Source organism: Streptomyces sp. TLI_105, from assembly GCF_900105415.1.
GTDB lineage: Bacteria > Actinomycetota > Actinomycetes > Streptomycetales > Streptomycetaceae > Streptomyces.
In genome coordinates this window covers 4,417,459-4,432,052 of sequence record NZ_FNSM01000001.1, presented here as the reverse complement: position 1 = coordinate 4,432,052, position 14,594 = coordinate 4,417,459, and the positions used below count along the sequence as shown (strand labels likewise).

The following is a 14,594-nucleotide window of genomic DNA, read 5'->3' as shown; positions in this document are numbered from 1 at the left end:
GGCCGCTACACCGCCCTCGTCCTCGCACTGGCGTACGTACCGTCCCGGCCATGGAGTGGATTACCGCAGAGAACGTCATCGCCGTGGGGACGGCCCTCGTCGGTGTCCTGGTCACGCTCGCCGTCGTCTGGATCGACCGGTTCTCGCCCCAGCGCAAGCGGCTCGGCTACCGCGTGCAGCTCAACACCCCGCTCCACCGGGAGGAAAACCAGGACAGCGAGGTCATGACGGTGCGGGAGGGCCAGGTCGTGGGGATGGCCGCGCCCGCGAACGGCTCCACCCTCGTCCTCCTGCGCATCGAGAACGACCGCGAGCTCGACATCAGCTCCGAGGACTACGGCGCCTCCACCGAACCCCACGGCCTGAAGATCACCTTCGGCGAGCGGACCGTCCAGGGCGTGGTCGCCACCGTCCCGGCCGGCTGGGAATCCGTCCGGGACGACCTGGAGCGCACCCCCAAGCTCGGCCGGGACGACAACGCCGTCCTCGTCCCCAAGGTGGCCCTCGAACGCGGGCAGTACTTCAAGCTGCTCGTCCAGCTCTCCGGCGGCGTCGCCGACCGGGACATCAAGATCGACGGAAGCCTCCAGGGCGGCACGATCCGGCGCAACCGGAGCACCACGCCCGACGAGAAGCCCGCCAGGTTCAGCCCGACCGCGCGGAACGTCACCGTCGTCCTGACCGCCTGCGTCGTGGCCCTGGCCGCGCTGATCGTCCGCGAGCAGACCCCGCCGCCCATCGGCTGCGCCCGGGGCACCCTCACCGTCACCGGCTCGACGGCCTTCGCCCCCGCCCTGCGGGAGGCGGCCCGGCAGTACGAGAAGGACTGCGAGGGCTCCACCGTGACCGTGGACGTGCACGGCTCGACCGCCGGGATCCGGGAGCTCGCCCAGGCCGGGCCCAAGAAGGACGCGGTCATCGCCTTCTCCGACGGACGCAAGCCCGGCGGCTTCCCCGAACTGCGGGAGAACATGGTCGCCGTCTCCCTGTTCACCCTCGTCGTGAACGACGGGACACCCGTCGACGACCTCACCCTCGACCAGGTCCGCCGCGTCTACCGGGGCGAGATACGCAACTGGGGGCAGCTCGTCCCCGGCCTCGACCGACCGGTCCTCCTCGTCAGCCGGGACGCCAACTCCGGCACCCGCCAGGTCTTCCAGCGCCGGGTCCTCGACCGCAACGAGCCCGCCAACTCCTCGCAGGACTGCCAGACCTCCGACGACCCCGAGTCGAAGGTCATCCGGTGCGAACTCGACTCCACCGAGCAGGTCCTCGCCACCGTCGCCAAGCTCCCCGGCGCCGTCGGCTACTCCGAACTCCGCGCCACCGAAGGACGCAAGGGCCTGCACCGGGTGGCCGTCGACGGACGGCGGCCCCTCGTGGAGGAACTGGGCGAGTCCGGCTACCCGTACCGGGAGATCGAGTACGCCTACACCTGGGGTCTGCCCCCGACCGACTCCCTGACCTCCAGCTTCCTCACGTACCTCCGGTCGGGACGCGGCCAGGACGTCATCAGCGCGCACGGACACCTGCCCTGCGCGACCCCGAAGGGGCTTCCGGTCTGCGGAGAGGGCTGATCGCCGATCTCGCCGTCTGGCATGCTCTGGCGACGTGGAGTCATTGAACGCGGAAGATCCGGTCAGCGTCGGCCCGTTCCGCCTGATCGGCCGCCTCGGGGTCGGCGGGATGGGCCGGGTGTTCCTGGCGCGCTCGGCCGGCGGGCGGACCGTCGCGGTCAAGGTGGTGCACGCGGAGCTGGCCGCCCAGGACGAGTTCCGGCGCCGCTTCGCCCGCGAGGTCGCCGCCCTGGAACGGGTCGGCGGCACCGGCACCGCGCCCGTCCTCGGCTCGGACACCACCGCCGACTCGCCGTGGGTCGCCATCGGATACGTACCGGGTCCTTCGCTGCGGACCGTCGTCGGCGACGAGTTCGGGCCGCTGCCGCCCGCGACCGTACGGGCCCTGGCGTCCGGGCTCGCCCGCGCCCTCGACCACATCCACGCCGCCGGGCTCGTCCACCGCGACCTCAAACCGTCCAACGTGCTGCTGACCGTCGACGGGCCGCGAATCATCGACTTCGGCATCGCCCGCGCCGTCGACACCGTCGCCGACGGCGGCAACCTGACCACCACCGGGGCGGTCGTCGGCTCCCCCGGCTTCATGTCGCCCGAGCAGGTCCGCGGCGACCACGTCGGCCCCGCGTCGGAGGTCTTCTGCCTCGGGTCCGTGCTCGCGTACGCGGCGACCGGCCGCGCCCCCTTCGGCACGGCGGACAGCGGCGTCCACGCCACCATGTTCCGCATCGCCCACGACGAGCCCGACCTGACGGACCTGCCGCCCGAGCTCTCCGGACTCATCCGGGCCTGTCTCGCCAAGGACCCGGCGGCCCGGCCCACGGCGACCGAGATCGTCGAGACCCTGCCGGTCGCCGACCCCTGGCTCCCGGCGGACGTCCTGGCGCGGCTCGGGCGGCACGCGGCGCAGCTGCTCGAAGCGGAGGGTTCCGCCCCCGTGGAGGGCGCCCCGGCCGCCTCCGACACTCCCCCGCCGGCCGGCACCGCCTCCACCGAGCCCGCCGAGCCCACCGCGCCTTCCGCGCACCGGCGCCGGGGCCGCACCGTCCTCCTCGCCGCCGTCACGGCCCTCGCCGTCGCGGCGGCGGCCACCGTCGCGTACGCCTACTGGCCCGGTCGGGGCGACGACTCCGGCGGCACGGCGGTCGGCGGTGGGAAGGGCGGCACTGGCCGTCCTCCCGCCGGGATCGTCCCCGCCGCCTTCCTCGGCGCCTGGGAAGGCGTCCTCAAGGGCACGGCGAACGCGCCCTACGAGACCAGCCGGATCGAGATCACGCAGGGCCCCGCGGGCGCCAAGGCCGCCGTCTACACCCACGTCACCGGCGAACTGCTGTGCATCGGCCGGTCCACCCTGGTCTCCGCCACCGACGGCGAACTCGTCCTCGGCGAGGCCGAGATCACCGCGAGCATCCCCGCCCAGCGCTGCACCCCGGCCGCCCGCCAGACCCTCAGGCTGCGCTCGACCGACGTCGTCGAATGGGGCTCCGGCGTCGCCAGGAGCACCTTCCGCCGGGTCAGGTCCGGCACGGACGTCGTCCCCGCCGCCTACGTCGGCACCTGGAAGCAGGCGCCGGACACGGTGACCCAGCCCGAACCCGACCGCTGGTCCTACCGGGTCACCATCACCCAGGGCCCGGTCGGCGCCCCGCTCGTGCGCTTCGAGCAGTCGTACCCGCGCATGGACGACCAGGGGAACCTGCTCGCCGACGACGTCGACTGCGCGACCACCGCCGTCGTCGGCAGCGCGGGCTCCCTCCTCGTCCTCGGCCCGGAGACCCGCGACCCGGCAAGCTGGGACCCGGACTGCGCCGAGAACGGCTCCAGCAACCTCCGCCTCGTCCAGTGGCAGGGCAGGGAGCGGCTCCAGGTGTACGGGATGACGGCGGACGGGGAACCGGCCGAGTTCGTCCGGGAGTGACTCCTAGCGCGCGATGAGTTCGAGCGCGGCCCGGACGGAGTCCAGGAGGGGCTGGCCGATGGCGCCGACGGTGGCGGCGACCGCAGCGAGCGCCATCAGCGAGCGTCGGCGGGCCGCCGGCTCGGCGGACGGACCGTCGGCGAGGACGGGCAGCGCGTCGTCGATGGAGGCGCGGTCCTCCTCCGGCACCTCGCCGCGCAGCGCCCGCGCCAGCTCCACGACGGCTCGCAGCGTCTCCTCCAGGGTGGCCCGCGGGGCGTGATGGTGGTGGACGATGCCGGTGTGGCCCCGGCCGCCGTTGATGTGGACCGCGTCCCCGTAGTAGTTGTTGTCGCCGGTCACTTGGACACCCCCGTGTGGCCGTCGCCGCCGTAGATGTTCACGGCGTCGCCGAAGTAGTAGTTGCTGGGGTTGCTGATCGTCAGCGCCCCCACCGTGACCGTGAGCTCCGCGTCCGGCTTGTCGATCGCGGACGCGATCCGTACGACGAGTTCGTTCAGGTACCGGGGCTCCCCGGAGACCATCGCGGTCGACCGGCCGTTCGTCTCGATGGCCAGGACGTCGTGCGCGGACGCGGTGACGACGGCCAGCATGTCGACCAGGGCCCAGATCAGCGCGCCGAGGACGCCCAGGAAGGAAATCTGCAGCAGGAAGCCGGCGAACGCGGACGGCTCCCGGCCCGAGCTGAATCCGTTGGCCAGGAAGGCGAAGAGGCTGATCCCGAGCGCCACGAGCAGCGTGAGCGCCACCCGTTTCACGAACACGCGGACGGCCTCGACCTTGCGGGGCCGGAGGACGAACGTGTAGACGCGGACGATGTTCTCCAGGGGGTACGCCGCGCCGTTCACCCAGAGCAGCCGCTTGCTGATGACCAGCGGAAGAGCCGTCGGCGCGGCGACGGTCGGCGCGGCGTCCCTGGTCTGCCACGGGCGGTCGGGCGGCGGTGGCGGTGAGGCCGGCGGTGGCGGTGTTCCCATGCTTCCCCCTGTGCTGTGCCGAGCTGAAACGGAGCCCCATTAAGCACCCAACCACCCTTTGAAACAAGGCGAGTTCAGGCCTCGCGCGAGACGACATCGGAGGCCGCGCGGGCGTAGTCGTGGACCAGGGGGCGGGGGTCGGTGGTGCGCCAGGCGAGGGCGAAGCGGCTCGGGGTGACGCCGCGGACGGGGCGGGTCACGACGCCGCCGCGGGTGAGGAGCGAGGCGTTCCCGGCGGCGACCAGGCAGACGCCGAGGCCGTCGACCAGCGCCTCGTACGCCTCGTCCGCGCTGGCGATCTCGGCGCCGACGACCGGCGGGCGGCCGCCCCGGGCGTCCACGGCCAGCCAGTGGTCGCGGAGCTCGGGGCCGGTGGCGGGAAGGGCGAGGAAGGGTTCGTCGAGGAGCTCGGCGAAGTCCAGGTCGTCCCGGGCGGCCAGGGGATGCGCCTCGGGCAGGGCGACGAGGCGGGGCTCGGTCGCGACGACGACCCAGCGGAAACGGTCCGCCCCGGCCAGCGGCAGCCACACGAAGGCCACATCGCTGGTGCCGTCCGCGAGGCCCGCCGTCGGGTCCTCCCAGCCCACCTGGCGCAGCCTGAGCCGGGCCTCCGGGTGCGCCTCGGTGAACCGGGACCGGATCGCGGGCAGCAGCCCGCCGCGGCCGGGGCTGGTGCTCATGCCGACGACCAGGGTGCCGTCGGCGGCCGCCCTGGCCTGCCGTAACGCCTCCCGGCCCTCGTCCCACGCGGCGAGCACGGCCCGCGCGTGCGGCAGCAGGGCCGTGCCGGCGGGGGTGAGGGCCACGCCCTGCCGGCCTCGGTCGAAGAGCGGCGCGCCGAGCTGCCGCTCCAGGGCGCGGATCTGCTTGCTGAGCGCGGGCTGCGAGACGTACAGCCGCTCGGCGGCCCGCGTGAAGTGGAGCTCCTCGGCGACCGCGAGGAAGTACCGCAGATCCCGCCCGTGCACATCCATAGCCATGGGTTATCACGTCGGATCTTGGACGGACAACGTCCCGCCGTCCCAAGCTTGTCGAGACAGCGAACCGCCACCCGGCGGGGCCCACGAGGGGGAGCACGAACATGAGCAAGGTCTGGCTGATCACCGGCGCGAACAGCGGCTTCGGGCGCGCCTTCGCCGAGGCCGCGATCGCCGCCGGCGACGTCGTCGTCGCCGCGGCCCGCCGCACCGAGACCCTGGACGACCTGGTCGCCGCCCACCCCGACCAGGTCGACCCGGTCGCCCTGGACGTCACCGACGCGGCGGCGGTCGACCGGGTCGTCGCCGAGCTCGTCGAGCGCCACGGCCGCGTCGACGTCCTCGTCAACAACGCGGGCCGCACCCACGTCGGCTCCGTCGAGGAGACCACCGACGAGGAGCTCCGCTCCCTCTTCGACGTGCACGTCTTCGGCCCCGCCGCCCTCACCCGCGCCGTCCTGCCCCACATGCGGGCCCGCCGCTCGGGCGCGATCGTGCAGGTCAGCAGCATGGGCGGGCAGATGTCGCTGCCCGGCTTCGGCGCCTACAGCGCGACCAAGTTCGCCCTGGAGGGCCTCTCCGAGGCCCTCGCCACCGAGGTCCGCCCGCTCGGCATCGACGTCCTCGTCGTCGAGCCCGGCGCCTTCCGCACCAGCCTCCTCGGGAAGGGCGGCGTCAGCGGGGGCTCCATCGAGGACTACGCCGAGACGGTCGGCGCCACCCGCACCTACGTCGAGACCGGCGGGGGCACCGAGGAGGGCGACCCGGCCAAGGCCGCCGCGGCCGTCCTCGCCGCCCTGAACGCCGACGAGACCCCGCTGCGGCTCGCCCTCGGCTCCGACTCGATCGACGCGATCCACGCGCACCTGGAGCAGGTCCGTTCCGACCTGACGACCTGGGAGAAGGTCGGCCGGGACACGAAGGTCGACTCCTGACGATCCGTGCGGATCCGCCGGTGGAGCGACTGCGCATGCGGCTGGAGCTCCACCACTCGCCCCGGCTCGGCAGACCGGCGGGAACCGTGCTCGACGAGACCTCGTCGGAGGACGCGTGCGGGGCGGACGGCATCGCCTGGACCCGCACGGCCGATCCCCGGAACCCCTGGGCTCCTCCGCGGGTCCGGACACAGCGCCGCGCGCCGCCCGCCCCCCGTGGAGTAGGGGCGCGGACGGCGCGCGGCGGCCTGCGGGTGCTTCCTACAGGAACGAGTTGATCTCGATCGTCTCCGTGCGGCCGGGGCCCACGCCGATCGCGGAGATCGGGGCGCCCGACATCTCCTCCAGCGCCTTCACGTACGCCTGCGCGTTCTTCGGCAGGTCCGCGAAGGTCTTCGCCTTGGTGATGTCCTCGGACCAGCCCGGCAGCATCTCGTAGATCGGCTTCGCGTGGTGGAAGTCGGTCTGCGAGTACGGCAGCTCCTCGACGCGCTTGCCGTCGATCTCGTACGCGACGCAGACCGGGATCTGCTCCCAGCCCGTCAGCACGTCGAGCTTGGTGAGGAAGAAGTCCGTCAGGCCGTTGACCCGGGTCGCGTAGCGGGCGATGACCGCGTCGAACCAGCCGCAGCGGCGGTCACGGCCGGTGGTGACACCGCGCTCGCCGCCGATGCGCCGCAGCGCCTCGCCGTCCTCGTCGAACAGCTCCGTCGGGAACGGGCCGGCGCCGACGCGGGTCGTGTACGCCTTGAGGATGCCGATGACGCGGGAGATCTTCGTCGGGCCCACGCCCGCACCCGTGCAGGCGCCGCCCGCGGTCGGGTTCGAGGAGGTGACGAAGGGGTACGTGCCGTGGTCGACGTCCAGGAGCGTGCCCTGGCCGCCCTCGAAGAGCACGACCTTGTCCTCGTCGAGCGCGTTGTTGAGGATCAGGGTGGTGTCCGCGACGTACGGCTTGATCTGCTCCGCGTACTGGAGCATCTCCTCGACGATCTGCGCGGCGTCGATCGCGCGGCGGTTGTACAGCTTGGCGAGGAGCTGGTTCTTCCCCTCCAGGGCCGCTTCGACCTTCTGGGTGAGGATCGACTCGTCGTACAGGTCCTGGACCCGGATGCCGACGCGGTTGATCTTGTCGGCGTAGGTCGGGCCGATGCCGCGACCCGTGGTGCCGATCTTGCGCTTGCCGAGGAACCGTTCCGTCACCTTGTCGAGGGTGACGTTGTACGGGGTGATCAGGTGGGCGTTGCCGCTGATCAGGAGCTTCGACGTGTCCACGCCGCGCTCGTTCAGTCCGCTCAGCTCGGAGAGCAGGACCGCCGGGTCGACGACGACACCGTTTCCGATCACCGGGGTGCACCCCGGGGAGAGGATTCCGGAAGGGAGGAGATGCAGTGCGTACTTCTGGTCGCCGACGACGACCGTGTGGCCGGCATTGTTGCCGCCCTGGTAACGCACCACGTAGTCCACGGATCCACCGAGGAGGTCGGTGGCCTTTCCCTTGCCCTCGTCACCCCACTGAGCACCGAGCAGCACAAGTGCGGGCACAGGCGTACACCCCTTCCGGGTGGGGCATGTCCAAGGTCAGGGGGCGTACGCCGCCTCACCGGTGTGCCCCGGAATAGACGAAGCCCCTGGCGCAATAGCGCAAGGGGCTCTTGCACAAAGATGCTACCCGAGGAAGGACCGAGGTGTCGGATCACGACCAGCTGCTGGTCATCGTCGACCCGGTCGCCCGCCGAAATGACGGCGAGTCCGTACGGATCGCGAAAGACGTGCTGTCCGCGGGCGCGGAGGCGAAGATCTGCCTGCCGGACGACCCCGAGGAATTCTGCCGGGCCCTGGCCCGGCGCGGCTCCCGGCGCCTCGTCGTCCTCGGCGACGACCGCGCGCTGCTCCGCACGGTGGCCCTGCTGCACCGCGAGCGGGAGCTCGCCGAGGGGGCCCTCTCGCTCGTCCCGATCGGCGCCCCGGACGACCTGGAGGTGGCCCACGCGCTCGGCGTGCCGCGCTCCACGCCGGCGGCGGCGCGGGCGGTCCTCCACGGGGCCGTGCGCCGTCTCGACCTGCTCGTCGACGACAGCGACGGCGTCGTCCTCGGTGACCTCCTGGTGCCGGGCCTGCCCGATCTCGCCCCGGCGGCGCCGTCCGTCTGGGGCACCTGCCGCTCCCTCGTCCGCACCCTCGTCCGGCCGGCCCCCTCGGCCCTCGCCGTCCGCCTCCACCCGCTGCGGGTGGAGGCGGACGGGGTGCTGCTCGCCGACGTCGACGCGCCGGTGGAGGGCCTGTCGGTCCGCTCCGCGGGCGGTACGGCGGAGGTGACCGTCCACCCGTCGGCGGCCCCGCCGCGCCACGCCGTCGCCCACGCCCTCACCGTCTCGGGCCCCGACTTCCGCTACCGCGCGGACGGCCGGGTCGCGGGGCCGGTGCGGCGGCGGACGTGGACGGTCCGGGCGGGGGCGTGGGGGCTGACCCTGCCCCGGGACACGGCGTAGGCCGACGCCCGCCGGATTGCGGCTGGCGCTTCGCACCGTGCAGGGCCTAGCGTCAGCTGACATCGACCGGGTGGGCGGGGGACGTGCGATGACGGGTGCGCTGGGCGTCGAGGCGACGGCGGGGGCGCTGGAGCGGTACCGGCGAAGAGCGGGGCGGCTGATCGTCGTGGGGGTCGTGACGCTCGCCCTGGCCGCCGCCGTCGGGATCACCGGGATCATCGGGGTCTCCGGCCCGGTCTCCTGGGTCCTCGCGCTCGGGATCGTCTCGGTGGGCGGCGGGATCGGCTCGCTGGTCCTCGCGCGGCGGATGCGGCGGGCCCTCGGCGCGGGCGTCTGGTCGGCTCACCCCGCCGTGGCGGTCGGCCAGAGCCGGTACGCGACGAGCGTCGTGCTGCGCTCCCCGGACGGCGGCGAGGCGTGGCCGCTGACGGTGATCACGACCCGGCAGCGCTACGAGCTGCTGCGGCCGGGTCCGGACGGCGTCCTGTGGTGGTGCGGCGACCCGCGCAGGGGCGGGGTCCTCGCCCCGCCCGGCGGCGGGGAGCTGATCTGGGCGAAGCCGCTGCGCGGCGCGCGTGTGCGCCGCCGGATCGTCGCGCGCGCGGAGTCGGAGGGGCTGATGCTCCGGGCGGCCCCGAGGCAGCCTCAGGAGCCGGCGCCCGTGCCTGTCACCGGGCCCGTGGCCGTGGCCGCGGACGTGCCTGTCACCGGACCCGTGGCCGTGGACGTGCCCGACGCCGTGGACGTGCCCGTCACCGTGCACGGCCGTTCCGTACGGCTCGACCAGGCGCGTCCCGCGTCCGGGCCGACGTACGCGGTGCTCGCCGCCCACGCCCGGCGCCAGGCCATGCCGCCGGGCAAGGCGCTCCGCCCGGAGGCGGACGTGCGCAAGGTGGCCTGGTGGCGGGTGCGGAGCCTGCGGCGAGCCGCCGGAACGACCCGGGTGCTGGTCGCGCTCGCGTTCTGCGCGGCCGTCGGCGCGGTCGCGCTGACCGGACCGCCGGAGGAGGGCGCCGTGAAGCTGTACGCCATCGGTCTGCTGGTCCTGGGCGCTCTCGTGTACTCCTGCTACGGCCTGCTGGTCACCGGCAGGCCCGCGGCGCGGCTGATGGCCCGGGCCGCGACCTCCTCCCCGCCCACCCCGCGCCGGTACGTCCTGCTGTACGACCCGCAGGGCGGCGGTCCCGTCCTGGTGCTGTTCCCCGTGCACGGCGGTCTGTACGTCCAGCCCGAGGGGCTGCTCCCGCTGATTCCGCCCGGCCCGCCGAAGGAGCCGCGCCGCGGGCTGCCGCCCCGGCCCGTCGGCACCGCCTGGCTGCACGGCTGGCGGGACTTCACCCCCGACGGTCGCATGCCGTTCGTCGTGCCCTGGATCGAGGGGCGCCCGCTGTGGCCGGCGGGGCCGTACTGGGCGACGGACGGCCGGCCGGAGTTCACCGCGCTCCTGGACCGGCTCGCCCCGCCGCTGGAGACCCGGGCCCCCTGATCAGCCCGCCTGCGCCTCCTTGTGGGCGCGCCAGCGGTCCATGATCCCGGCCATCTCGCCGTGCAGGAAGGCGAAGAACTCGGCCGTCTCCGCGATGCGGCGGCCCGCCGCGCTGTCCGTTCCGAGGGTCGCGGCGCCCTCGTCGAGGGCCTTCTCCCAGCGGGTGAGGGTCTGGTCGCGGCGGGTGAAGGTCTCGTACCAGAGCTCGTTGTGGAGGACGTACCGCTCCCGGCGGGTGCCGGGGTCGCGCTCGCGGCTGACCATGCCGACCCGGGCGAGGTAGCCGATCGCTCCGGAGACGGCGGCCGGGCTGATCCGCAGCTGTTCGGCCAGCTCGGCCGAGGTCATGGAGGCCGTCTCGGAGGCGAGGAGCGCCGCGAAGACGCGGCTCGCCATGCGCTGCATGCCGGCAGCGGTCATCTCGGCGGCGAAGCGCTCCACGAAGCGGGAGACCGCCTCGTCGTCGGCCGCGTCGGCCCCGTCGGTCCTCGTCGTCATCTCGCTCTCACCCATCCTCAGACTTTATACGGTTCCTTAACTTCACAAATTTGTGAAACTACCGTACGTTCAGAACCATGACGAAGGCAATCAGCGTCATCGGACTCCACAAGTCCTTCGGGCGCACCCACGCCCTCGACGGCCTCGACCTCGCCGTCGAGACCGGCGAGGTCCACGGTTTCCTCGGCCCCAACGGCGCCGGGAAGTCCACCACCATCCGGGCCCTCCTGGGCCTGCTGCGGCCCGACTCCGGCGCCGCCCGGCTCCTCGGCCGCGACCCCTGGCGCGACGCCGTCGAGCTCCACCGCCGGATCGCGTACGTCCCCGGCGACGTGACGCTCTGGCGCAACCTCTCCGGCGGCGAGGTCATCGACCTGTACGGCAGGCTGCGCGGGGGCGGCCGCCTGGACAAGGCCCGGCGGGCCGAGCTGATCGAACGCTTCGAGCTCGACCCCACCAAGAAGGGCCGCACCTACTCCAAGGGCAACCGGCAGAAGGTCGCCCTGGTCGCCGCCTTCGCCGCCGACGTCGACCTGCTCGTCCTCGACGAGCCGACCAGCGGCCTCGACCCGCTGATGGAGGAGGTCTTCCAGAGCTGTGTCGAGGAGGCCCGCGACCGGGGCCGGACCGTCCTGCTGTCGAGCCACATCCTCAGCGAGGTCGAGGCCCTCTGCGACCGGATCAGCATCGTCCGCAAGGGCCGGACCGTCGAGTCGGGTTCGCTCGCGCAGCTGCGGCACCTGACCCGTACCAGCGTCACCGCCGAACTCGCCGGACCGCCCAACGGCCTCGCCCACCTGACGGGCGTCCACGGCTTCGACGCGCAGGGAAGCCGCGTGAGGTTCCAGGTCGACACCGACAAGCTCGACGCCGTCCTCCGCTCCCTGACGGCCTCGGGCGTACGGAGCCTGACCTCCACCCCGCCCACCCTGGAGGAGCTCTTCCTCCGTCACTACGCCGACGAGGAGGCCGTCCGATGACCGCGCTCGCCGGCACCGGCGTCCTCACCCGGCTCGCGCTGCGCCGCGACCGGCTGACGCTCCCCGTCTGGGCCCTCGTCACCGGCGGCATGGTCGCGAGCGGCGCCGGATCCCTGGAGGGGCTGTACGGCACGGCCGCCGAGCGCGCCGAGCTCGCCGCCTCCATGACCGCCAACAGCTCGATGCGCGCCCTGTACGGGCCGGTCTTCGGCGACTCCCTCGGCGGGCTCGTCGCCTGGCGCTTCGGCACCTTCGGCGCGGTCCTCGCCGCCGTCGCCAGCCTGATCGTGGTGGTCCGGCACACCCGCGAGGAAGAGGAGACGGGCCGTCAGGAGATGCTGTCCGCAGGGGCGGTGGGCCGCCGGGCCCCGCTGACGGCGGCGCTCCTCGCCGCCCTCACCCTCAACACGGCCGTCGCCCTCGTCGTCACCGCCGGCCTCGCCGGACAGGGCGCCGCCGGGGCGCTCGCGCTCGGCCTGGCGATCGGCGGCACCGGCATGGTCTTCGCGACCACGGCCGCGCTCGCCGCCCAGTTCACGGAGAGCGCCCGGCTCGCCAAGGGCCTGTCGGCCGCCGTCCTGGGCCTGGCGTTCGTCCTGCGGGCGGCCGGCGACTCCGGCACGGCGGACGGTTCGTCGGTGCTCACCTGGGTCTCGCCGGTCGGCTGGGCCGAACACGTCCGCGCCTTCGCCGACGAGCGCTGGTGGGTGCTGCTCCTGATCCTCGCCGCCGCCCTGGTCCAGACGGCGGCGGCGTACGCCCTGACCGCCCGCAGGGACGTCGGCGCGAGCTTCCTCCCGACCCGGCTGGGCCCGGCCGAAGGCCGTCTCGCCACCGCCGGGGCGCTCGCCTGGCGGCTCCAGCGCGGCACGCTCCTCGGCTGGTCCCTCGGCTTCCTGCTCGGCGGGCTCGTCTTCGGCGGGATGGCCGAGGGCGCGGCCGACATCGTCGGCGACAACGAACGGGCCCGGGAGATCTTCGAGCGGATGGGCGGCCAGAGCGCGCTGACCGACGCCTTCCTCGCCACCATGGTCTCCCTCCTCGGGATGCTCGCGGCGCTGTACGCGGTCGGGTCCGTGCTGCGGCCGCACGGGGAGGAGACCTCGGGCCGGGCCGAGCCGCTCCTCGCGGGCTCCCTCGGCCGGCTCCGCTGGGCCGCCGGGCACCTGGTGATCGCCTTCGGCGGCTCGGCCCTGATCCTGGTCCTCGGCGGGCTCGGCCTGACCCTCGCGTACGGACACGAGCCCGGCCCGATCCTGGGCGCCGCACTCGTCCAGCTCCCGGGCGTCTGGACGCTCGCCGGGCTCGCGGTCCTGCTCTGGGGCGCCGCCCCGAAGGCCGCGACCGCCGCGTGGGGCGTGGCCGGGCTCTGCCTGGCCCTCGGCTGGATCGGCCCCGCCCTGGACCTGCCGCAGGCCGTCCTGGACGTCTCCCCCTTCGGGCACCTGCCGAGGCTGCCGGGCCCGGACATGACCTGGACCCCGGTCCTGGTCCTGACGGCCCTGGCGGCGGCCCTGACGGCGACGGGCCTGGCGGGGCTGCGCCGCCGGGACGTCAGCGGTTGAGCGTCACACCTCCACGAGCAGTTCCTCGAAGCCCCGGATGACGTACCCCGGCTTCCACACCGGTTCCGCCGCGAGCCTCAGCCCCGGCGCCTGCCTCAGCAACTCACCGAAGACGGCGGTCAGTTCGAGGCGGGCGAGCGGGGCTCCGAGGCAGTAGTGGATGCCGGCGCCGAAGGTGATGTGCGGGTTGTCGGCCCGTTCGAGGTCGAGGACGTCGGCGGTGGGGCCGAAGCGGGCGGGGTCGCGGTTGGCGGAGCCGAAGAGGAGGGCGACCTCGGAGCCGCGCGGGAGGGTGACGCCGTCGAGCTCGATGTCGTCGAGGACCCAGCGCTCGAACATCTGGAGCGGGGTGTCGTAGCGCAGAAGTTCTTCCACAGCTGTGGACAACTTTTCGGGATCCGGCCGGACGCCCTCCCTGAGCAGCGTCCACCAGCCGTTGACCGTGGTGTTCACCGTGGCCTCGTGGCCCGCGTTGAGGAGCAGGACACAGGTGGAGATCATCTCCTGCTCCGTCAGCTCCTCCACCGCGATCAGGGATGAAATCAGGTCATTTCCCGGGCTCTTCCGCCGCCGCGCGATCAGCTCCCGCAGATAGTCCGAGAACTCCACCGAGGCCTCGACCGCCCGCCGGGCCGTCTCCTCCGAGGGGTTCAGCTCGAACATCCCGCAGATCGCCGCCGACCAGGGCCGCAGCCGCCCCCGCTCCTCGTCCTCGGCCGGGATGCCGAGCATCTCGGCGATCACCGCGACCGGCAGCGGCTCGGCGACGACGGACAGCAGATCGCCGCCGCCCGCCGCCACCAGGTCACCGACGAGACCGGCGGCGAGGCCCCGTACCGTCGGCGCCAGGTCCTCCACCGTCCTCGGCGTGAACGCCTTCGACACCAGCCGCCGGATCCGGGTGTGGTCGGCCGCCTCCAGATCGAGCAGCCCGTGGTCGTTGAGCGTGTGGAACGGCTCGTACGCGGCGTCCGGCGCCTCCCGCCCGAACTCCTCGTGCGTGAAGCGGTGGGTGTACGTCCGGCCCAGGCGCCGGTCCCGGAGGAGGGCCGACACGTCCGCGTGGTGCGGGATCAGCCACTGGCGGGTGGGGGCGTGCCAGTGGGCGCGGCCGGCGGCGCGCAGCTCGGCGTAGGCGGGATACGGGTCGGCGACGAACTCCGCCGACCAGGGGTCGTAAGAGGCTTCCATG

The 14,594-nt window shown here is 73.6% G+C and carries 13 protein-coding genes; 7 read left to right on the top strand and 6 right to left on the bottom strand.

All coding sequences use genetic code 11. The annotated features are described in order from the left end of the window. Nucleotides 1-50: 50 nt before the first annotated feature. On the top strand, nucleotides 51-1,577 hold the full coding sequence (locus BLW86_RS20295) for a substrate-binding domain-containing protein (RefSeq protein ID WP_093875346.1): 1,527 nt from the start codon (nucleotides 51-53) through the stop codon (nucleotides 1,575-1,577). A 34-nt stretch (nucleotides 1,578-1,611) separates the two neighbouring features. Continuing rightward, nucleotides 1,612-3,492 carry a serine/threonine-protein kinase gene (locus BLW86_RS20290; RefSeq protein WP_093875345.1) on the top strand — a complete coding sequence of 627 codons (1,881 nt, stop codon included), beginning with the start codon at nucleotides 1,612-1,614 and terminating at the stop codon, nucleotides 3,490-3,492. A gap of 3 nt (nucleotides 3,493-3,495) precedes the next feature. Here the strand turns inward: BLW86_RS20290 and BLW86_RS20285 are convergent, their stop codons facing one another. The 3 genes from BLW86_RS20285 to BLW86_RS20275 all read right to left on the bottom strand — a co-directional run bounded on the left by BLW86_RS20285 (nucleotide 3,496) and on the right by BLW86_RS20275 (nucleotide 5,449). After that, on the bottom strand, nucleotides 3,496-3,834 hold the full coding sequence (locus tag BLW86_RS20285; RefSeq protein WP_093875344.1) for a hypothetical protein: 339 nt from the start codon (nucleotides 3,832-3,834) through the stop codon (nucleotides 3,496-3,498). Next, nucleotides 3,831-4,469: a DUF6232 family protein gene (locus tag BLW86_RS20280; protein ID WP_093875343.1), complete on the bottom strand. Its 639-nt coding sequence runs from the start codon at nucleotides 4,467-4,469 to the stop codon at nucleotides 3,831-3,833. Before BLW86_RS20280 ends, BLW86_RS20285 begins: the two co-directional genes overlap by 4 nt. A gap of 74 nt (nucleotides 4,470-4,543) precedes the next feature. Beyond that, complete coding sequence (locus tag BLW86_RS20275) at nucleotides 4,544-5,449, bottom strand: LysR family transcriptional regulator (RefSeq protein WP_093875342.1); 906 nt, start codon at nucleotides 5,447-5,449, stop codon at nucleotides 4,544-4,546. 101 nt (nucleotides 5,450-5,550) lie between these two features. Here BLW86_RS20275 and BLW86_RS20270 point away from each other — a divergent pair, with 101 nt between their 5' ends. Beyond that, entirely contained in the window at nucleotides 5,551-6,381 is an 831-nt protein-coding gene (locus BLW86_RS20270) for an oxidoreductase (protein WP_093875341.1), read from the top strand. A gap of 261 nt (nucleotides 6,382-6,642) precedes the next feature. On the opposite strand, the gene BLW86_RS20265 is transcribed toward BLW86_RS20270, so the two are convergent. Further along, nucleotides 6,643-7,926 carry an adenylosuccinate synthase gene (locus BLW86_RS20265; RefSeq protein WP_093875340.1) on the bottom strand — a complete coding sequence of 428 codons (1,284 nt, stop codon included), beginning with the start codon at nucleotides 7,924-7,926 and terminating at the stop codon, nucleotides 6,643-6,645. A gap of 143 nt (nucleotides 7,927-8,069) precedes the next feature. Between BLW86_RS20265 and BLW86_RS20260 the strand changes: the two genes are divergently transcribed. Then, a complete protein-coding gene (locus tag BLW86_RS20260; protein WP_093875339.1) occupies nucleotides 8,070-8,873 on the top strand; it encodes a diacylglycerol kinase family protein in 804 nt (267 codons plus the stop codon). Between the two features lie 88 nt (nucleotides 8,874-8,961). Next, nucleotides 8,962-10,359: a hypothetical protein gene (locus tag BLW86_RS20255; protein ID WP_093875338.1), complete on the top strand. Its 1,398-nt coding sequence runs from the start codon at nucleotides 8,962-8,964 to the stop codon at nucleotides 10,357-10,359. Here BLW86_RS20255 and BLW86_RS20250 read toward each other — a convergent pair whose 3' ends face one another. Then, the gene (locus BLW86_RS20250) at nucleotides 10,360-10,872 is read right to left on the bottom strand and encodes a GbsR/MarR family transcriptional regulator (protein WP_093875337.1); all 513 of its coding nucleotides are present in this window, start codon (nucleotides 10,870-10,872) and stop codon (nucleotides 10,360-10,362) included. 62 nt (nucleotides 10,873-10,934) lie between these two features. Here BLW86_RS20250 and BLW86_RS20245 point away from each other — a divergent pair, with 62 nt between their 5' ends. Both BLW86_RS20245 and BLW86_RS20240 read left to right on the top strand, forming a co-directional pair. Further along, entirely contained in the window at nucleotides 10,935-11,837 is a 903-nt protein-coding gene (locus BLW86_RS20245; protein ID WP_093875336.1) for an ABC transporter ATP-binding protein, read from the top strand. Continuing rightward, nucleotides 11,834-13,402 (top strand): ABC transporter permease, encoded by a 1,569-nt coding sequence (locus BLW86_RS20240; protein WP_093875335.1) that lies wholly within the window; start codon nucleotides 11,834-11,836, stop codon nucleotides 13,400-13,402. Before BLW86_RS20245 ends, BLW86_RS20240 begins: the two co-directional genes overlap by 4 nt. 3 nt (nucleotides 13,403-13,405) lie before the next feature. Here BLW86_RS20240 and BLW86_RS20235 read toward each other — a convergent pair whose 3' ends face one another. Further along, nucleotides 13,406-14,593, bottom strand: coding sequence for a cytochrome P450 (locus BLW86_RS20235; RefSeq protein ID WP_093875334.1), 1,188 nt, complete (start codon nucleotides 14,591-14,593; stop codon nucleotides 13,406-13,408). Nucleotide 14,594: the final 1 nt, after the last annotated feature.